This is a genomic window from Collimonas pratensis, assembly GCF_001584185.1.
Classification (GTDB): domain Bacteria; phylum Pseudomonadota; class Gammaproteobacteria; order Burkholderiales; family Burkholderiaceae_D; genus Collimonas; species Collimonas pratensis.
In genome coordinates, this window is the sequence record NZ_CP013234.1 from 655,437 (window position 1) to 674,796 (window position 19,360).

The 19,360-nt window shown below is 59.4% G+C and carries 21 protein-coding genes; 15 read left to right on the forward strand and 6 right to left on the reverse strand.

The window, feature by feature from the left end:
- Positions 1 to 63 precede the first annotated feature (63 nt).
- The 10 genes from CPter91_RS02960 to CPter91_RS03005 all read left to right on the forward strand — a co-directional run bounded on the left by CPter91_RS02960 (position 64) and on the right by CPter91_RS03005 (position 9,384).
- Positions 64 to 1,224: an acyl-CoA dehydrogenase family protein gene (locus tag CPter91_RS02960; protein ID WP_061936719.1), complete on the forward strand. Its 1,161-nt coding sequence runs from the start codon at positions 64 to 66 to the stop codon at positions 1,222 to 1,224.
- Entirely contained in the window at positions 1,221 to 2,021 is an 801-nt protein-coding gene (locus CPter91_RS02965; RefSeq protein ID WP_061936722.1) for an enoyl-CoA hydratase, read from the forward strand. The genes CPter91_RS02960 and CPter91_RS02965 overlap by 4 nt, the downstream gene beginning before the upstream one ends.
- Positions 2,021 to 3,181: an enoyl-CoA hydratase/isomerase family protein gene (locus CPter91_RS02970; RefSeq protein ID WP_061936725.1), complete on the forward strand. Its 1,161-nt coding sequence runs from the start codon at positions 2,021 to 2,023 to the stop codon at positions 3,179 to 3,181. The genes CPter91_RS02965 and CPter91_RS02970 overlap by 1 nt, the downstream gene beginning before the upstream one ends.
- A gap of 69 nt (positions 3,182 to 3,250) precedes the next feature.
- The gene (locus CPter91_RS02975) at positions 3,251 to 3,700 is read left to right on the forward strand and encodes a DsrE family protein (RefSeq protein ID WP_061936728.1); all 450 of its coding nucleotides are present in this window, start codon (positions 3,251 to 3,253) and stop codon (positions 3,698 to 3,700) included.
- Between the two features lie 359 nt (positions 3,701 to 4,059).
- Positions 4,060 to 4,515, forward strand: a complete 456-nt coding sequence (locus CPter91_RS02980) for a DUF2244 domain-containing protein (RefSeq protein ID WP_061936731.1) — start codon at positions 4,060 to 4,062, stop codon at positions 4,513 to 4,515.
- Between the two features lie 33 nt (positions 4,516 to 4,548).
- Complete coding sequence (coxB, locus tag CPter91_RS02985) at positions 4,549 to 5,721, forward strand: cytochrome c oxidase subunit II (RefSeq protein WP_061936734.1); 1,173 nt, start codon at positions 4,549 to 4,551, stop codon at positions 5,719 to 5,721.
- Positions 5,722 to 5,806: 85 nt separating this feature from the next.
- Positions 5,807 to 7,405, forward strand: coding sequence for a cytochrome c oxidase subunit I (gene ctaD, locus CPter91_RS02990; RefSeq protein WP_061936737.1), 1,599 nt, complete (start codon positions 5,807 to 5,809; stop codon positions 7,403 to 7,405).
- A gap of 170 nt (positions 7,406 to 7,575) precedes the next feature.
- Positions 7,576 to 8,151 (forward strand): cytochrome c oxidase assembly protein, encoded by a 576-nt coding sequence (locus CPter91_RS02995; protein WP_061936741.1) that lies wholly within the window; start codon positions 7,576 to 7,578, stop codon positions 8,149 to 8,151.
- 30 nt (positions 8,152 to 8,181) lie between these two features.
- The gene (locus CPter91_RS03000; protein ID WP_061936744.1) at positions 8,182 to 8,397 is read left to right on the forward strand and encodes a DUF2970 domain-containing protein; all 216 of its coding nucleotides are present in this window, start codon (positions 8,182 to 8,184) and stop codon (positions 8,395 to 8,397) included.
- Between the two features lie 120 nt (positions 8,398 to 8,517).
- Positions 8,518 to 9,384, forward strand: coding sequence for a cytochrome c oxidase subunit 3 (locus CPter91_RS03005; protein WP_061936747.1), 867 nt, complete (start codon positions 8,518 to 8,520; stop codon positions 9,382 to 9,384).
- Positions 9,385 to 9,546: 162 nt separating this feature from the next.
- On the opposite strand, the gene CPter91_RS03010 is transcribed toward CPter91_RS03005, so the two are convergent.
- Positions 9,547 to 9,747 carry a twin transmembrane helix small protein gene (locus CPter91_RS03010; RefSeq protein WP_061936749.1) on the reverse strand — a complete coding sequence of 67 codons (201 nt, stop codon included), beginning with the start codon at positions 9,745 to 9,747 and terminating at the stop codon, positions 9,547 to 9,549.
- 38 nt (positions 9,748 to 9,785) lie between these two features.
- On the opposite strand from CPter91_RS03010, the gene CPter91_RS03015 reads away from it, so the two are divergent.
- The 5 genes from CPter91_RS03015 to CPter91_RS03035 are packed head-to-tail and all read left to right on the forward strand — an operon-like array spanning position 9,786 to position 13,864.
- Entirely contained in the window at positions 9,786 to 10,565 is a 780-nt protein-coding gene (locus CPter91_RS03015; protein WP_061936752.1) for an SURF1 family protein, read from the forward strand.
- Positions 10,519 to 11,160: an SCO family protein gene (locus CPter91_RS03020; protein ID WP_082792568.1), complete on the forward strand. Its 642-nt coding sequence runs from the start codon at positions 10,519 to 10,521 to the stop codon at positions 11,158 to 11,160. The genes CPter91_RS03015 and CPter91_RS03020 overlap by 47 nt, the downstream gene beginning before the upstream one ends.
- A gap of 21 nt (positions 11,161 to 11,181) precedes the next feature.
- Complete coding sequence (locus CPter91_RS03025; protein WP_061936755.1) at positions 11,182 to 12,342, forward strand: COX15/CtaA family protein; 1,161 nt, start codon at positions 11,182 to 11,184, stop codon at positions 12,340 to 12,342.
- The gene (gene cyoE, locus CPter91_RS03030; protein WP_061936758.1) at positions 12,339 to 13,223 is read left to right on the forward strand and encodes a heme o synthase; all 885 of its coding nucleotides are present in this window, start codon (positions 12,339 to 12,341) and stop codon (positions 13,221 to 13,223) included. Before CPter91_RS03025 ends, cyoE begins: the two co-directional genes overlap by 4 nt.
- Before the next feature lie 8 nt (positions 13,224 to 13,231).
- Complete coding sequence (locus CPter91_RS03035; protein ID WP_205631650.1) at positions 13,232 to 13,864, forward strand: SCO family protein; 633 nt, start codon at positions 13,232 to 13,234, stop codon at positions 13,862 to 13,864.
- A gap of 77 nt (positions 13,865 to 13,941) precedes the next feature.
- On the opposite strand, the gene CPter91_RS03040 is transcribed toward CPter91_RS03035, so the two are convergent.
- The 5 genes from CPter91_RS03040 to CPter91_RS03060 form a co-directional block, all read right to left on the reverse strand.
- On the reverse strand, positions 13,942 to 14,517 hold the full coding sequence (locus CPter91_RS03040) for a DUF4166 domain-containing protein (RefSeq protein WP_061936760.1): 576 nt from the start codon (positions 14,515 to 14,517) through the stop codon (positions 13,942 to 13,944).
- A 124-nt stretch (positions 14,518 to 14,641) separates the two neighbouring features.
- Positions 14,642 to 15,541: an RNA polymerase sigma factor RpoH gene (gene rpoH / locus CPter91_RS03045; protein ID WP_061936763.1), complete on the reverse strand. Its 900-nt coding sequence runs from the start codon at positions 15,539 to 15,541 to the stop codon at positions 14,642 to 14,644.
- A gap of 259 nt (positions 15,542 to 15,800) precedes the next feature.
- Positions 15,801 to 16,175, reverse strand: coding sequence for a hypothetical protein (locus tag CPter91_RS03050; RefSeq protein ID WP_061936766.1), 375 nt, complete (start codon positions 16,173 to 16,175; stop codon positions 15,801 to 15,803).
- The gene (locus CPter91_RS03055) at positions 16,172 to 16,894 is read right to left on the reverse strand and encodes a response regulator (RefSeq protein WP_061936769.1); all 723 of its coding nucleotides are present in this window, start codon (positions 16,892 to 16,894) and stop codon (positions 16,172 to 16,174) included. Before CPter91_RS03055 ends, CPter91_RS03050 begins: the two co-directional genes overlap by 4 nt.
- 163 nt (positions 16,895 to 17,057) lie before the next feature.
- Positions 17,058 to 19,358 (reverse strand): sensor histidine kinase, encoded by a 2,301-nt coding sequence (locus tag CPter91_RS03060; protein ID WP_061936772.1) that lies wholly within the window; start codon positions 19,356 to 19,358, stop codon positions 17,058 to 17,060.
- Positions 19,359 to 19,360: the final 2 nt, after the last annotated feature.

Consider the following 19,360-nt stretch of genomic DNA (forward strand, 5'->3'; position numbering starts at 1 on the left):
CTGGGATATAAATTGCCGTCAGCAGCAATCACTGCCCCTTATTCGCTTTGGAGAGAGACCACCATGGATTTTGAATTATCAGAAGATCAACGCGCATTCCAGCAGACCGCGCGTGATTTCGCCGCAGGAGAACTGGCGCCGCATGCGGCCAAATGGGACGCCGAAGCGATTTTCCCGGTCGATGTCATCGCCAAGGCTGGCGAACTCGGCTTTTGCGGCTTGTACACGCCGGAAGAAGTGGGCGGCCTGGGTTTGTCGCGGCTTGACGCAACCATCGTGTTCGAGGAACTGGCGCGCGGCTGCACGTCGACTACCGCCTACCTGACGATTCACAACATGGTGAGCTGGATGATCGCCAACTGGGCGACGCCGGCCGTGAAAGACGCCTGGTGCGGCAAGCTGGCGGTCGGTCAGAAACTCGGTTCTTACTGCCTGACTGAACCCGGTTCAGGTTCCGATGCCGCCTCGCTGAAAACCAGCGCCGTGCTGACCGACGGCTACTACGTCATCAACGGTTCCAAGGCATTTATTTCCGGCGCGGGTTCCACCGATGTGCTGGTGCTGATGGCGCGCACCGGCGCCGGCGGCGCGCATGGCGTCTCGGCCTTTGTCGTGCCGGCCGATGCGCCGGGCATCAGCTATGGCCGCAAGGAAGAAAAAATGGGCTGGAACAGCCAGCCGACCCGCACCATCAGCTTCGACAATGTACGGATTCCTGCCGACCACTTGCTGGGACAGGAGGGCGAAGGCTTCCGGCTGGCGATGCGCGGCCTGGACGGCGGCCGCATCAACATCGCGACTTGCTCGGTCGGTACCGCCCAGGCGGCGCTGGATGCGGCGCATGCCTACATGAGCGAGCGCCGCCAGTTCAACCGGCCGCTGTCGGATTTCCAGGCGCTGCAATTCAAGCTGGCCGACATGCAGACCGAACTGGTCGCAGCGCGCCAAATGGTGCGCCTGGCCGCTTGTAAGCTGGATGCCAAGGATCCCAACGCCACCACGTATTGCGCAATGGCGAAACGCTTCGCCACCGACATCGGCTTCCAGATCTGCAATGAAGCGCTGCAGATCCATGGCGGTTATGGCTATATCCGCGAGTATCCGCTGGAGCGCCATTTCCGCGACGTCCGCGTGCACCAGATCCTGGAAGGCACCAACGAAATCATGCGCGTGATTATCGCCCGCCAGTTGCTGGGCAATGCATCCAACGAGGACATCCGATGAGCAATTCTTACAGCGACGCGAGCTACACCAACCTGCGCCTGGAAATCATTGGCCACACGGCCGTGGTGACCATGGCCAATCCGCCGGCCAACACCTGGACCGGCGACGCCCTGCGCGACCTGACCCGGCTGGTGCAAGCGCTGAATGCCGACAACAACATCTACAGCCTGGTGCTCACCGGCGAAGGCGAGAAATTCTTTAGCGCCGGCGCCGACCTGAAACTGTTTGCCGATGGCGACAAGGTCATGGCGCGCGAGATGGCGCGCCGTTTCGGCGAAGCATTCGAAACCTTGTCGGCCTTCCGCGGCGTCTCGATTGCCGCCATCAACGGCTACGCCATGGGCGGCGGCCTGGAATGCGCGCTGGCCTGCGATCTGCGCATCGCCGAGGAGCAGGCGCAGATGGCGCTGCCGGAAGCGGCGGTCGGCTTGCTGCCTTGCGCCGGCGGCACCCAGAACCTGCCCTGGCTGGTGGGCGAAGGCTGGGCCAAGCGCATGATCTTGTGCGGCGAGCGCGTCAATGCTGAAACCGCATTGCGTATCGGCCTGGTGGAAGAGCTGGTGAAAAAAGGCGAAGGCCGCCAGCGCGCACTGGCGCTGGCCGAGCAGGTGGCGCGCCAGAGTCCGTCCAGCGTCAGCGCTTGCAAGAAATTGATCCAGGGCGCGCGCGCCAACCCGCTGGCCACGTTGCTGCCGGTGGAGCGCGAGCTGTTCCTCGATCTGTTCGATACCAAGGACCAGAAGGAGGGCGTCAACGCCTTCCTGCAAAAACGTCCGCCTGTCTGGAGCAATGAATAATGAATGATGCAGTGAAGAGCGCGGCGCCGGCCTTGTTTGAAGAACTGAGCGCAGCCAACGGCAAGCGCATCGGCGTCGCTACCCTGAATGTCGAAAAGACCCTGAACGCGATCTCGCTGGAAATGGTCGACCTGCTCGATGCGCAATTGCGCACCTGGGCCAACGACCCGCAGATCGCCGTGGTGCTGCTGCAGGCGGCCGGCGAAAAGGCTTTCTGCGCCGGCGGCGACCTGCAGGGTTTGTACCGCACCATGCTGGACCAGCATGCATCCGGCCAGAGCGCGGACATCAAGAGTAATCCCTACGCCTGCGATTTCTTCGAGCGCGAATATCGTCTCGACTACCTGATTCATACCTATCCCAAGCCGATGCTGGCCTGGGCCCACGGCATCGTGATGGGCGGCGGCATCGGCCTGATGGCTGGCGCCAGCCATCGCGTGGTGACCGAAAAGTCGCGCCTGGCGATGCCTGAAATTACGATAGGTTTGTACCCGGATGTCGGTGGCACCTGGTTCCTGAACCGCATGCCGGGGCAGCTGGGTCTGTTCCTGGCGCTGACTGGCGCCTCCTTCGGCGCGGCCGACGCCATCTTCGCTCGCCTCGCGGATTATCAGCTGGAGCACGGCCAGAAGCAGGCGCTGCTGGCCACCTTGCTGGAGCAGCCGTGGGACGGCAAGCAGGACGATGTGCTGCTGACGCGGGCCTTGCTGGCGGCAGAGCAGCAGTCAAAGTCGGCATTCGCTGCTGCGCCAACGCCGTTGCGCCAGCGTTTCGAATTGATACATCAGTTGTGCAGCGCGCCGACGCTGGATGAAGTGGTGCACAACATCGTTAGCCTGCAGACCGACGACACCTGGCTGCAAAGAGGTATCGCCACGCTGGTCGCCGGCAGTCCGGCTTCGGCGTGGCTGTCGCACGCGTTGCAAAAGCGCGCGCTGCACATGTCGCTGGCTGAAGTGTTCCGGCTGGAATATGTGGTGTCGCTGCATTGCGCCGCCCGCACCGATTTTGCCGAAGGCATACGGGCGCTGATCATCGACAAGGACCGCCAGCCGAAATGGCAGCCTGCCACACTTGCGCAAGTCAGCAAGGACTGGGGCAACGGCTTTTTCGACGACCCATGGCCAGAGAAAGATCACCCGCTGGCGGATTTGGGTTAAGGTTGATTGCCTGGACGGCCTTGGCCAAGGCCGTCCTATCCTGTTTCATTTTTCCGACCGGGAGTGACGATGCAACGACGCAGCATCCTGTGGACCATGTTTTCTTCGATCGGCGCGGCTTCCGTGCTGGCGGCGACTGCCAAGCCGGCACATGCCGCCGCTGTTGATAAAGCCAAGGTCGCCTATCACTTGAGCGAGCAGGGGCGGGTTGCCTTCGTGCTCGGCAATATCCAGAGCCATTTCGAAGGCATGGGCGGCCCGGACAAGGTGAAAATCGTACTGGTGATACACGGCGCGGCGCTCAGGGCATTTCACGCCGGCGAGGCCAGCCAGGAATTCAGCGCCCAGGTCGCCCAGGTGGCCAAAACCGGCCTGGAGATGAACGCCTGCATCAACACCATGAAAGCGCAGAAAGTCGAGCTGAAAGACCTGTTGCCGGGTTTTGGCGTGGCGGACAAGGGTGCGGTGGTGATGCTGGCAGACCTGCAATCGCAGGGCTACGCCTATTTGCGGCCTTGAGGCTGCTCCCTTTCTTGGCGGAATCGATAGGCATGCCGCTGGCCGGCAAAAAATCGACTCTGACCCTAATTGTTTTAAGGTATAAAGGAAAGTGTTGTCAATTTGCCTCGTGAACCTTGTTCCGGTCCTGGCAGATATACTGGTTTTCGCATATAGCGACTATCAGAAACCGCTTATTGCGGGGCGGGCGGGGTGCCAGCCTGGGGCTGGCTGTATGGCTTGAAAGCGGGGTTTGAGGGGTATTTGCGGGGCTGTTTCGAGGGATTTGATTCTCCTTGATAACAAGTTCCTTTAGCCCTTATACTTCAAAGGTTTTAGCTTGTGCGTACAGGCAACATGCTTGATGTCGGTGGTGCATCATGATTAAGCGGGAATGGGACTTGAGGCGTAACTGCGCTATCGCGCCGCGCCAGCTTGGTTTTTTCTACGTAATCCTCTGTGCGACCTCGATGGCCGTGGCGATAGCTTTTACCTTGCGCGGCGCCTGGTTCGTATTACTGTTCGCGGTATTGGAAATGTCGGCGGTGGCTATCGCGTTTCTGATTTACGCGCGCCACGCTACGGACCGCGAGCATATTGCGATGCTGGACGACTATCTGCTTGTAGAACTGATACAGGCGCAGGAAATTCGACAATTTAAACTGGATTTGCGTTCCATCCGGATTGCAGTGCAGGAGACAAGCAAGGGTCTCATCGGCCTGGAAGCACTTGGCACACGGGTAGAAGTAGGCCAGTTTTTGACGGAATGGAAGCGGCGTGAGTTTGTGCGAGAGCTGAAGCAGGAGATACAGCGCAGATCATTGCCTGGTGCTTGATAAAATTATAATTTTTGGGCTTTTGAGGAAATCATGGAATATGCGAAGCGCCTTACATCGTTGACGCTCGGTGCGTCGCTCCTGGCGGCAGCAATGCCTTCATGGGCGGTGGTCGATAGTCCGGGTGGTCCTAAAGTACTCGGGATGAACTTTCAGCCGCCAGTCACCGAAATTGCACAGCAAATCTACGATCTGCACAATTTGATGCTGATCATCTGCCTGGTGATTTTCCTGGCGGTTTTCGGGGTGATGTTCTATTCCATCCTGAAGCACCGCAAGTCGCTGGGCGCCAAATCGGCCAGTTTCCATGAAAGCACTGGCGTCGAAATCGCCTGGACCGTGATTCCTTTCCTGATCGTCATCGGCATGGCTTTGCCGGCCACCAAGACGGTGGTGGCGATGAAAGACACCTCCAATGCCGACATCACCATCAAGGTCACCGGCATGCAATGGAAATGGGGCTATGACTACCTCAACGGCGATGGCGCCGGCATTTCCTTCCTCTCCAACCTCTCCACCCCGCACGAACAGGTAGTCGACTCGACCAAGGTCAAGAACGACAACTACCTGATCGAAGTCGACAATCCGATGGTGGTGCCGGTCAACAAGAAGATCCGCATCATCACTACCGCCAACGACGTTATCCACTCCTGGACCGTGCAGGCTTTCGGCGTCAAGCAGGATGCGATTCCCGGTTTTGTGCGCGACACCTGGTTCAAGGCCGAAAAGGTCGGCGTCTACCGCGGCCAGTGCGTTGAGCTGTGCGGTAAGGACCACGCCTTCATGCCTATCGTCGTCAACGTCCTCAGCGATGCTGATTACAAGGCCTGGGTCGACGGCAAGAAAAAGGAAATGGCTGCGCAGGCAGACGACCCGAGCAAGACCTGGACCATCGACGAACTGAAACAGCGCGGCGAAAAAGTCTACACCGCCAATTGCGCGGCCTGCCACCAGGCTAACGGCAAGGGCGTCCCCGGCGCCTTCCCGCCGCTGGATGGCGACCCGATCGTGAACGGTCCGCGTGCGGCCCAGATCAACGTCGTGTTGAACGGCAAGATCGACGGCGCGCTGCAAATGCCAGCCTGGAAAGCCGTGTTGTCGGATACCGAAATTGCTGCGGTGATTACCTATACCCGTAACAACTGGTCCAACAAGGCACAAGAAAATATTGTCCAACCGGCAGAAGTGCTGGCTGCGCGTAAATAAAACTTTTGGGGGACAGAGTTTATGAGTCAGCAAGCGAAGCTTGTGACGAATTACTCTGTCCTCCACTGAAATCCAGGAGATTGAGATGAGCACTACCGCAGTCGATCACGCACACGATCATTCTCACGACGACCACGCGCACGACCACCCACACGGTTGGCGCCGCTGGCTGTTCGCCACCAACCACAAGGATATCGGCACCCTGTACCTGTGGTTCTCGTTCACCATGCTGCTGTCAGGCGGCGTGCTGGCGCTGCTGATCCGCGCCGAGCTGTTCCAGCCTGGCCTGCAATTCTTCAAGCCGGAGTTCTTCAACCAGCTGACTACCATGCACGGTTTGATCATGGTGTTCGGTGCGATCATGCCGGCCTTCGTCGGCTTCGCCAACTGGATGATCCCGCTGCAGATCGGCGCCTCCGACATGGCGTTTGCGCGGATGAACAACTTCTCGTTCTGGCTGATGCCTCCTGCAGCCTTGCTGCTGGCGACTTCATTCCTGGTGCCTGGCGGCGCTACCGCTGCCGGCTGGACCCTGTATGCGCCGCTGTCGACGCAAATGGGACCTGGCATGGACATGGCGATTTTCGCGATCCATATCATGGGCGCCTCGTCGATCATGGGTTCGATCAACATCATCACCACCATCCTCAACATGCGCGCGCCTGGCATGACGCTGATGAAGATGCCGATGTTCTGCTGGACCTGGCTGATCACCGCCTACCTGCTGATCGCCGTCATGCCTGTGCTGGCCGGCGCGATCACCATGACTCTGACCGACCGTCATTTCGGCACCTCCTTCTTTAACGCTGCCGGCGGCGGCGATCCGGTCATGTACCAGCATATCTTCTGGTTCTTCGGCCACCCTGAGGTGTACATCATGATTCTGCCGGCGTTCGGCATCGTCTCGCAGATCATTCCAGCCTTCGCCCGCAAGCAGCTGTTCGGCTATGCATCGATGGTGTACGCAACCGCATCGATCGCGATCCTCTCGTTCATCGTCTGGGCCCACCACATGTTCACCACCGGCATGCCGGTGACTGCGCAGCTGTTCTTCATGTACGCAACGATGCTGATCGCGGTGCCGACAGGCGTCAAGATCTTCAACTGGATCGCTACCATGTGGCGCGGTTCGATGACTTTCGAAACGCCGATGCTGTTCGCCATCGGCTTCATCTTCGTGTTCACCATGGGCGGCTTCACCGGCTTGATCCTGGCGGTGACGCCGATCGACATCCAGATGCAGGATACCTACTATGTGGTGGCGCATTTCCACTATGTGCTGGTGGCCGGTTCCCTGTTCGCGCTGTTTGCCGGTTACTACTACTGGGGTCCGAAGTGGACTGGTTTCATGTACAACGAAACCCGCGGCAAGATCCATTTCTGGAATTCGCTGGTCTGGTTCAACGTCACGTTCTTCCCGATGCACTTCCTGGGGCTGGCCGGCATGCCGCGCCGCTACGCTGACTATCCGGCGCAGTTCACCGACTTCAACATGCTGGCTTCGATCGGTGCGTTGGGCTTTGGCCTGAGCCAGGTCTACTTCCTGTTCTTCGTGATCATTCCATCGATCAAGGGCGGCAAGAAGGCAGCTGATAAACCATGGGAAGGCGCTGAAGGCCTGGAATGGACCGTTCCTAGTCCTGCACCGTTCCACACCTTCGAAACGCCGCCAGTCTTTAAATAATGGAAGCGGCGGGGGCATCTGCCGCCCGCCAACGCTGCATGGATGTTGAATAGGTGTTGAATATGAGTCAGCAAAAAAAACCGAATAACCTGCGCACCGGCTTGCTGGTCGGCTTGCTGGCCCTGGGTTTCTTCATTGCGATCTTCGTCAAGATGCTGTGGTTCAAGTAGATGAGCAATCCTGAAGACGGCAGCGCCAAGGCCGAATCGCGGAAGATGAACTGGCAGATGCTGGGCAAGCTGATGGTGATCGCCGTCATGATGTTCGGCTTCGGCTACGGCCTGGTGCCGGTGTACAAGAAGATCTGCGAAATCACCGGTGTCAATTACTTGACGCCGAAGGATGGCACGGTGGCAGCGCCGGCCAATACCCAGGTCGACAAGAGCCGCACCATTACGGTGGAGTTCGATGCCAATACCCAGGGGCCATGGCGCTTCCGGCCTACCGTCAGCAGTGTGCAAGTGCATCCGGGCGAGATGACCACGGTAGTGTATGAAGTAGTGAACAAGCAGGCGCGCAAGATGGATGCCCAGGCGATTCCAAGCTACGCGCCGATGCAGGCGGCGGAGTTCTTCAAGAAAGTCGAATGTTTCTGTTTCACCCAGCAAACTCTGGGCCCGAACCAGGCTAAGGAAATGCCGGTGGTGTTTTACATAGATCCTGCTATACCTAAGGATGTGAAGCTGATTACGCTGTCGTATACTTTTTTTGAAATTGCGGGCCAGCCGGACAAGCCGGCAAGTTAACTACCAGGCAGGTCAACGCAAAGGTATTGAATGTCGGATCTGAAGCAAGCAAGCCGCCGCAAAGCCTCGTTTGGCGCGGCCATGAAAGCGATATTCTGGTCGTTTTTCGGCGTGCGCAAGAGGAAAGACTATGAAAGCGATGCGGCGCAGCTGAACCCGATACATGTGGTGATCGCCGCCATCCTCGGAGTGTTGATTTTTATTGGAATACTGATCACGATCGTCAAGCTGGTGGTGGCCAAGTAATACGTAAGTGCAGCACAAGATCTTTAATCGGTTGAGGACAGTGCAGTCCGGGCGCAGGCCGGCCCTTCTTGCAGTTTGTCCCGCAAATATTGAAATAACTAATTAAATTTGTATCTGGAGATGGCAATGAGTTCTCAACAAGGCAGTGCACCTTACTATTTCGTTCCCGGTCCGTCCAAGTGGCCGGTGCTGGGCGGCACGGCGTTGCTGGCGACCATGGCTGGCGCGGCGGCCTGGGTCAACGGCGTAGTCTGGGGACCGGAGCTGTGCGGGCTCGGCATCCTGTCGTTCCTGGTCGTGCTCTACAAGTGGTTCGGCGATTCGATCCGCGAATCCGAAGGCGGCATGTACAGCGCGCGCATCGATACTTCGTACCGCTGGAGCATGAGCTGGTTCATCTTCTCTGAAGTGATGTTTTTCGCGGCGTTTTTCGGCGCCCTGTTCTATGCCCGCAGCATCTCGATGCCATGGCTGGGCGATCTTGACAACAAGGTGCTGTGGCCTGATTTCTCCGCGCACTGGGGCAATGCCGGTCCAGCCGGCACGATCGAACCGTTCAGCACCATGGGCCCGTTCCCGATCCCGACCATCAACACCTTCCTGCTGCTGACTTCCGGCGTGACGCTGACGATTTCCCACCATGCGCTGCGCGCCGGCCATCGTGCCAAGACCGCGGCCTGGCTGTTCGCCACCATCGTGCTGGGCGCCACTTTCATGGGCTTCCAGGCTGCCGAATACATCGAGGCTTATACCGATTTCAACCTGAAGCTGACCTCCGGCGTCTACGGTTCGACCTTCTTCCTGCTGACCGGCTTCCACGGTTTCCACGTCACCATCGGCGCCATCATGCTGTCGGTCGTGCTGTACCGCGTGCTGAAGGGCCATTTCACCCCGGATCATCACTTCGCCTTTGAAGGCGCAGCCTGGTACTGGCACTTTGTCGACGTCGTCTGGCTCGGCTTGTATGTGGTGGTGTACTGGCTGTAAAGCCGGCAACCGTAGGGTGGGCAGATTTTCTGCCCACGCTGAGTTCACTCCTCGTTTGATCGAGGTTCCGCGTGGGCACAGGTGCCCACCCTACGAGCTGAGCGTCGATGCATGAAAAAGGCCACACCTCGGTGCGGCCTTTTTTACGACGGCTTTGGCCTTTCAGTGCAGGCCGGTCGGCTGGATATAACCCAGCTTGTACAAGAGCAGTATCATGAGGAACAGGCAGACCGACAGGCCGACGCGCCAGGTCAGGGCCTGCACCGTGCGGTTGCTTTTACCCTTGTCGCGCATCAGGAATATCAATGCGGAGGCGAGGCTGCCGATGATCAGGATGAAGGCAATGGCGACGACGATTTTCATTTTGTGCCAGGGGAAATGTTGACTAAGGCGATATTGTAATGCGGAATCACTCAATACCCGGTTTCCGCAGCTTTCGTTTCCGCTTGATACCGTTCATCGCAACGGTCCTGCTGGTGGCGCTCGGCATCGGCCTGGGGCAATGGCAAACATGGCGCGGCGATCAAAAGCAGTTGATCGAGAACAAACTGCGGCAACGGCAGACAGCGCCGCTGCTCAGGTTCAGTGGCGCGCCGGCCGACCTCGACCAGCTCGAATACCGCCGCCTGGCCCTGCGCGGTGAATTTATTGGCGGCTGGCCTGTCTATCTGGACAACCGTCCGTTGAACGGCGTGGCCGGCTTCTATGTGCTGATGCCGTTCAAGCTGGCTGACTCCGGCGCGGGCTCGGATAATTATGTGTTGGTGGCACGCGGCTGGCTGCCGCGCGACCCGTCGGACCGCAGCAAGCTGCCGCCTTACCCGACCCCGGCCGGCACGGTTGAAATAGAGGGGCTGGTCAGGCGAGATTTCGGTCATGTCATGCAGTTGGGCGACGCCGGTCCGTTGCAGCCCGGGGCTATCGTGCAGAATCTGGCGATCGGCGAATTCGCTGCAGCCAGCAAATTCAAGCTGCAACCGTTCGTGGTAGAGCAGACCAGCGCCGCCGGCGATCAGTTGCAGCGGACCTGGCCCAGCCCATCGCTAGGAATTGAAAGACACCGTGGCTATGCCTTCCAGTGGTATGCGCTGGCGGTGATGGCCTTCATTTTTTTTGTTGTGACAGGATTTAGACGTGGATCAGAAAATACCAACAAGCCAGCCGCTCAGCAGTCCGGCTAATCCGCCGGCGCAGGACAAGCAGCGTCAGAGCGGCCGCTGGAAACTGTTTGCGGTGATCGCGGTATGCGCGGCGCCGATGCTGGCTTCTTATTTCACGTATTACGTGATCAAGCCGCAAAGCCGCACCAATTACGGCGCCCTGATCGATCCGCGCGATTACCCGATTCCGGAACTGGGCAGCACCGCGCTCGACGGCAAGCCGGAATCGCTCACCTCCTACAAAGGCAAATGGCTGATGGTGCAGGTCGACGGCGGCGATTGCCAGAAGGCTTGCCAGGACAAGCTGTTTGAAATGCGCCAGCTGCGTCTGATGCAAGGCAAGGAAATGGAGCGCATCGAGCGCGTCTGGTTGATCACCGACCAGCAGCCTCTGCAAACCATGGTGATGCGCGAATACGACGGCACCAAGCTGCTACGGGTCAAGCCGGAACTGCTGAAAGCGTGGCTGCCGACCGAAGAGGGCACCAGCGCCGCCGACCATATCTACCTGATCGATCCGCTCGGCCACCTGATGATGCGCTTCCCCAAGGATGCCGATCCGAACAAGGTCAAGAAAGACCTGTCGAAACTGCTGCGCGCTTCGGCGATAGGATGAGTTTGCCATGAGGAGCTTCCAATGACGGCGCCCATGCTGGTCCAGCTCGGCAGCATGGGCGTGCTGGTCGCCGTGCTGGCGTTCTGCGTGGTCTGGGTTTCCAGCGACACCAATAAATACCGCAAGCTGGTATGGGTGACGCTGTTCCTGACCTTCGATCTGATCATGTTCGGTGCCTTTACCCGGCTGACCGATTCCGGCCTCGGCTGCCCCGACTGGCCCGGTTGCTACGGCCATTCCAATCCGTTGCTGGCGCATGCACACATCAGCGCCGCGCAGGAAGCCATGCCGTTCGGGCCGGTCTCGGTGAAGAAGGCCTGGATCGAAATGATCCACCGCTATTTCGCCATGGGCGTCGGCGTGCTGATCATCGCCCTGATGGGTATCAGCTGGATGCGCTGGCTGAAGTCGCGCAAGCAGCCTGTGCAAAGGCAGGTCAAGTTCTCACCCTGGTTTCCGACCCTGCTGTTTTTCTGCGTCTGCCTGCAAGGCGCTTTCGGCGCCTGGACCGTGACCCAGAAACTGCAGCCGGTGATTGTCACCACCCATCTCTTGCTCGGCCTGACCTTGCTGGCGATGATGGCCTGGCTGGCGGCGCGCCAGAGCGATCATGCGCCGGTGGCGGCCAGCGCCGCCGGCCTGGTCAAACCGGCGATGGTTGCGCTGCTGCTGCTGGTGATCCAGATCGCCCTCGGCGGCTGGGTGAGCACTAACTACGCTGCCCTGGCCTGTACCGACTTCCCGCTGTGCCATGGCGCGCTGGTGCCGCAGATGGATTTTGCCAACGGCTTTACGCTGTGGCGCCACCTTGGCATGACCGCCGACGGCGATTTCCTGACTTTCCAGGCGCTGACGGCGATCCACTGGACCCATCGCAGCTTTGCCTTCGTGGTGATCGCCTTCATCGTCTGGCTGGCCTGGAAAGCGCTACGCACCGCCGGCTTGCAAAATACCGGACGCTGGCTGCTGATTGTTATTGGTTTGCAATTGTTCACCGGCTTGTCTACTATTTACTTTAACTGGCCGCTGGCGATCGCTGTCGTCCACAACGGTGGGGCGGCGGCACTGCTGGTGCTGCTGGTCATGTTAAACTACAAGGCTAGACTCGTCCCTGGCCGGCATGCCGTTTCGGCGGCAGCTAGCCATTCAGCAATTGTTGAGAGCCTCAACCAGCATCCATGACCGCATTGACCATACCTCCTAACCGAATTGCCCAGTATTGGGCGCTGACCAAGCCGCGGGTGACGCAGCTGGCAGTATTTTGCGCAGTGATCGGGATGTTCCTGGCAACCCCGGGCTTGCCGGAGTGGCAACGGGTGGTGGCGGCGACGATCGGCATCTGGCTGTTGGCCGGCGCCGCTTTCGCCGTCAACTGCCTGGTCGAGCGCGAAATCGATTCGCGCATGGCGCGCACCGCCCGCCGTCCAATGGCGCGCGGCGAGATCACCGTCAACCAGACCCTGGTGTTTTCCGGCGTCATCGGCGGCAGCGGCATGTGGGTGCTGTACAACTTCGTCAATCCGTTGACCATGTGGCTGACTTTCGCCACCTTTGTCGGCTACGCCATCGTCTACACCATCATCCTGAAGCCGGCGACGCCGCAGAACATCGTCATCGGCGGCCTCGCCGGCGCCATGCCGCCGGCCTTGGGCTGGGCGGCCATTGCCAACGACGTACCGATGCAAGCCTGGATCCTGGTGTTGATCATCTTTGTCTGGACCCCGCCGCATTTCTGGGCGCTGGCCATGTACCGCCGCGACGACTACGCCAAATCCGGCCTGCCGATGCTGCCGATCACGCATGGCATGAAATTCACCCAGCTGCAGATCTGGCTCTACACCATCGCGCTGGTCGCCACGACCATGCTGCCGTTCGCGGTCGGCATGAGCGGCCTGATCTATCTGGCCAGCGCGGCGCTGCTGGGGCTGGTTTTCCTGTGGTACGCATGGCAGATCTACCAGCACTACACCGATCTGATCGCGCGCAAGACTTTTGCCTATTCGATCATCTATCTGTCGCTGCTGTTCGCCGCGCTGCTGGTCGACCATTACCTCAAATTCTGAAAGTCAACATGAAGCGTGTCACCCCCGTCGTCTCTCTGTTCGCCGGCTTGCTGATGGCCTTGTCGCTGGCGGCATGCAGCGACAAATCGGCCGGCGGCAGCCAGGAAATGACCTTGTCGCCGGCCAAGACCGCGTTCAACAATACCGACGTCACCGGCCTCGGCTACGCCCGCGATTTCGCGCTCACCGACCATACCGGCAAGCCGCGCACGCTGGCCGACTACAAGGGCAAGGTGGTGGTGGTGTTTTTCGGCTATACCCAATGCCCCGACGTCTGCCCGACCACTATGGTGGAAATGGCCAATGTGCTGAAGGAGATGGGGCCGCTGGCGAGCAAGGTGCAGGTATTGTTCGTCACGATTGACCCGGAGCGCGATACGCAAGAGTTGCTGTCCAAGTATGTGCCGGCTTTCGATCCGAGCTTTGTCGGCCTGTACGGCGATGCTGCCGCTACCGAAAAGGTGGCCAAGGAATTCCGTGTGTTCTATCAGAAGGTGCCGGGTAAGACTCCGGGCAGCTACAGCATGGACCACACAGCCGGCAGCTATGTGTTCGATCCGGACGGCCACATCCGTCTGTTCATACGCCATGGCCAGGGGCCGGAGCCGATCGCGCATGACTTGAAATTACTGTTGCAATGATCCGTGGCGGCGAGGCCGCCACGCGTGTTAAAAAGGCAGGACCGCTTCGCTGTGATCCTGCCTTTTTGCATTCCAGTTCATGGCCTGCTTTTCACCTGTCTGAGATCGAGGTAGCCATGATACTGCGCCAGTACTCCCACACGCGGCAGTTTCGCGGCGACGTTGAAGTACAGTTTGCCGTCGGCGCCGGTTTCTTCGGCCAGCACGGCAGGAATCATGAATTCCGGACAGGCGATGCCGCAGCATGTGATGCGCAACAGGCGCATGTTCAAGCGCCCTTCCGTGACGCTGAGCGCGAAGTGCAGGGCCACCGGCCCCAATTGTTCCACCAGCCTGCCGGCGCTGACATGCATGCGCGACGCCATGGTGCGGCCGGGAAAGCGGCGGCGCCAGGTTTCCTGCTCGCTGTCGGCATCCAGTTCAAACATGAAGCTGGTTTCCGCGCAAGCTTTAGGCAGGGAGAACAGCCGGCCGAGGCAGCGCCCGAGCATGGTCTCCGGTCCTTTGACCGTACAGCGTCCATGCAGCGTCAGTTGTCCGCGCAGGCTGTGAAAATGCTGCAGGTCAGGCGCCAGCGCATCGAAATCTTCAGCCATCACCTGGCGGTAGAGTGAGTCGGAGAAATTCCCCTTGTCTGTATTGCCGCTAATCATCGTGCTTTCTTTTATCGTTGCTCATGTTTGTGCTTATGTTTGTGTATGAGCAATAGTGTAGCAGGCAAAAACAAAGCCCCCTGGACCGTCAGGTCACAGGGGGCTCCGGCGGGAAGGTCGCTGATCAGGCAAATGCCGCCAGCGAGCCTTTCATTTTTTTCAAGGCAACTGCTTCGATCTGCCGTATGCGCTCGGCCGACACACCGAACTCATCCGCCAGCTCATGCAAGGTGGCGCCGGAACCATCGTCGTTGGCCAGCCAGCGGGCTTCCACGATACGGCGCGAGCGTTCATCCAGCTTGCTCAGGGCAGACTCGAGGCCTTCCGATTGCAGGCGGTCGTAGCGCTGGGCTTCCAGCACCTTGGTCGGCTCTTGCGATTCCGACGACAGATAGGCGATCGGTGCGAATTTGTCATCGTCGTCATCGGTAGGCGCATCCAGCGCGATATCGCGGCCGGTCAGGCGCGTTTCCATTTCGATCACTTCTTCGCGCTTGACGTTGAGCGTCTTGGCCAAGGCGTCCACCTGTGACGGCGTCATCGCGTCCAGGCCTTCCTTGTGGCTGCGCAGATTGAAAAACAGCTTGCGCTGCGCCTTGGTGGTGGCTACTTTCACCAGGCGCCAGTTTTTCAGGATGTATTCATGCATTTCGGCCTTGATCCAATGCATGGCGTAGGACACCAGCCGTACACCTTGGTCCGGGTCGAAGCGTTTGACGGCTTTCATCAGGCCGATATTGCCTTCCTGGATCAGGTCGGCGTGCGGCAAACCGTAACCGAGGTAGCCGCGGGCGATGGAAACCACCAGGCGCAGGTGCGACAGCACTAGCTTTTGCGCGGCGCCGAGGTCATTTTTATCGCGCAATTGTTGCGCAAGAGAAATTTCTTCATCGTGTGTCAACATCGGCAGGCGGTTCACAGCCGAGATATAGGCGTCGATATTCCCCAGCGTGCCGGAAAAGCCGAGCGCCAGGGCGTTGCTCTCGGTAGGCATTAATGCGGTGCTGACTGATGGATTCTTCATTCTTTCTCCTTGCTGTCCGGCCAGCTCAGGCTGCCGGTTGATCAACGATCAGACGTATGACGGGAATATATTAGCACTCTCTAATACAGAGTGCTAATAGGATTTGTTAGAGAATGTATATAGGACGTTGCTATTGGAATTATTCTTATGATTGCCATATGCACCATCTTAGAGGGCTAAACCCCAGGAAAGTTGCGTACCGGCGGCAGGAAAATGCTGCATGGCCGCAGGGCAATTCCCGCTGCCGGCCGGCAGTGGCTCAGACCGTCAGGTCCGGAGTCAGGGAGAGATACGCGTCGTACGGCGGCTGGCTGAGGAAAGCGCGGATTTGCGACAGATGGGTGTCGTCTGCGATGCTGATGAACAAGCGGGCAGGTGCTTTGCGTAGCAGCCGGTTCAAAGTGACTCGTAGCGTCAGGTTGCCAATGCAGCAAAAACAGCCCGGGGCGATGCGTTTGATTTCCAGTTCTGGCGGCAGGTCGGCCGCCGCCAGCTTGCCGTCGGCCAGGCCTTCCAGTATCAGTGCGGTATGTTGGTGGACGCCGGCGGGCGCCGCTTCTTGCTGCAGTGCAGACCAGATCGCCGCTTCGCGCGCGCTCGCCGGCCTGCCGCTAACCAGGGTGGTGACGGTCATCCGCCCTTTTTTGACAACTTTCCTGGGTCGACGCCGAGCTGCTTCAGCTTGCGGTACAGATGGGTGCGTTCCAGGCCGGTTTTTTCCGCCACCCTGGTCATGCTGCCGCTTTCGCGGATCAGATGGTATTCGAAATAGGCGCGCTCGAAAGCATCACGCGCTTCCCGCAAGGGCAGGCCGAACGAGGTCGAGAACAGGTTTTCGGAGGCGGCGGCTACGGAAGGCATTGCTGCCGCGTGTCCGCTTTCAGACGAGATCGGATTGCTGAAGGCGCCGGAGACGGCCACCACGTCGCCCAGTTCGCTGGCTGCGGTGACCGGCTGCGGATAGAGGGTTGGCGCGCGGGCGGTCTTCGGTCCTTGCGACAAGCCCTGCTGTACCGCTTTCAGCAGCTTTTGCAGGGCAATCGGTTTTTCCAGGAAATTCAGGGCGCCGATGCGCGTCGCCTCTACCGCGGTGTCGATAGTGGCGTGGCCGGACATCATGATGACCGGCATGGTCAGCAAGCCGTCGCGCTGCCATTCCTTGAGCAGCGTCACGCCGTCGGTGTCGGGCATCCAGATGTCGAGCAGCACCAGGTCGGGCACGCCGCCCTGACGAAACTCGCGAGCCTGTTGTGCATTTTCCGCGGCGGTTACTACATGCCCCTCGTCACCTAAAATCTCCGAGAGCAATTCCCGAATTCCCATTTCGTCGTCAACGACTAGGATGTTAGCCATGCGGTTGCCTTCCCATTTCCTGTTGCATCAAATCCCACTGTGTGGACCGCTCAGATGGCCCAGTTAAATTGTTGATGTCTCGTTGTTTTATTTCCGCGTCCGGATACATGCTATATCACTCAACCGTCATTTTGCAGGTGTTCTGTATCAAATTATGGCCGAATCATGAGTCGATTACCGTCGAAACATGACTTGAGGCTAACTTTAACAGCAAAATCAGGATTTTTGCGCCCTTTGTGTCGCTTCGATTCTGCAGATCGATGCGGCCGCCGTGTTCGTCGATGATTTTTTTCACCATAGGCAAGCCGAGACCGGTGCCGCGCGGCTTCGAGGTGACGTAAGGCTCAAACGCCCTGGCCAGTATTTTAGGCGAGAATCCGGCGCCGTTATCGGTAATCGAGAGCCGCACCGCGGTGCGTGACAAGCCGTCCGAGCTTTGGAAGCTGACGCGCTCGGTCACCAGGTCGATGCGTGCCGGCTCTACGCTGTCGCCACGGTCCAGCACGGCGTCCTGGGCATTCTGCAGCAGATTGTGGATCACTTGCCGCAGCTGGGTGGCGTCGCCCATGATCAGCGGCAGGTCCGGCGCCAGCGAGGCGTGAATCATGTCGCGTTCGTCGCCGGCCAGGTACAGGTGGAGGATTTCCGCCACCAGCACGTTCAGGTCCAGCTCGCCCAGGACTGCCGGCGGGGTTTTGGCGTAGTCGCGGAAATCGTCCACCATGCGCTTCATTGCCGCCACCTGGTTGACGATGGTGTCGGTGCTCTTCTTCAGGATCGCGGCGTCCTGGGTCATCAGCTTGTCTTCCAGCTTCATCTGCAGCCGTTCGGCCGAGAGCTGGATCGGCGTCAGCGGGTTCTTGATTTCATGCGCCAGGCGGCGCGCCACTTCACCCCAGGCAATCGAACGCTGGCCGGAGATGACGTCGGAAATATCGTCGAACACCACCACGTAGCCGGTGCGGTTCTCGACCGGCAGGCGCGAGCCGCGCGCCAGCAGGATGATGTCGTCGCTGTCGCTGTTCTCGCCGCTGTCGACCCGGCGCGGAATCTCGATCTGCTGCTGCCAGTGCAGCAGCTCGGGGCCGATCTTGCCGGTCGCGAATTGTGCGTTCTGTTCCGAGAAAGCATTGGTGATCACTTCCGCAAAGTGCGCCAGGCCGTCGATGATGTTGAGCGGCTGGCCGATGTGCGGTGAAAAATCGTATTGCAGGATGCGTCCCACCGACTGGTTGCTGGTGACCAGGCGGAAATCGCCGTCCAGCACCATCACGCCGGCCGACATGTTGGCCAGCACCGATTCCAGGTAGGCCTTGGCGTTTTCCAGCTCGCTGCGATTCTTCTCGACTAATGCGCGGGCGTCGAACAGTTGGCGCGTCATCAGGTTGAACGACTGGGTCAGGGTGCCCAGTTCGTCCGAGGTGGCGACGATCGGCCGCGGCGACAGGTTGCCTTCGGCCACCGCCTTGGTGCCTTCGGCCAGCAGCAGCAAGGGCTTGGCCAGGTCGGTGGCGATCAGGAAGCCGCTGACGATGGCGCCGAACACGGCCAGCAGCAAGGTCAGCGTCAAGGTCCCTGTATACATCTTGAGCAAGCCGGTGCGGCTTGCGGAAAGCTCTTGATATTCGGCCGATGCCGCGCCGACGAGGCCGATGTTAGAGGCCAGATAGGACGGCACCGGCTGTATCATTTGCAGGAAATGCGTTTCGTTTTGCAAGGACGAACTTTTCAGCGGCGCAGGAATGGCGACGATGACGTGCTGGCGCAGGTTGCCGGTGTCGCTGCTGTTCACCGGTTTGGCGCTGCTGCCGGGTTCGTCAAGGTCGCTATCTAACTCGGCATAGCCACGCGGCAAGCGTGCCCGTTGCAGCATCGCGGCTGTCGGCAAGGTGGGCACCAGGGTCCCCAGGTGACCGCCTACGGAAGCGATCACCTGGCCGTTGGCGGTGAAAATCGATGCTTCCAGGTTCTGGTCGCCAAGCCGGCCCAATTGCGTTGCTTGCGCCGAATTGGAAAGGTCCGACCATTCGCCCGCTAGCGTACGCGCTCTGGTGCTCAGATCGTTGAGCGATGCATCCAGGGAGGCATGGCTCAGGTTGACGCCGGCCTGCAAGGCGGTTTCAACGTGTACGTTGAACCAGGATTCGATCGAGCGCGACGCGAATTGCACCGACACCAGGTAAATCACGGCGCCCGGCAAGATGCCGACCAAGGCGAACATGAGTACCAGTTTGGCAGTCAGCCGAGAGCCGAACTGGCGGCGCTTATAGCGCTTGTACAGGCGCACCAGCAGCAGGCAGACCAGCAAGAACAACGCCACCGCCATCAGCACATTCAAGGCCAACAGCCAAGTATAGTGCGTGTTGAAAAAATCAGTATTGGAGGACGCCGAAGAGAGCAGGAACAGCAGAATGCAGACAATGGCGCCGCCGACTACCAACATATAACGTAATGCGCGCGACACGG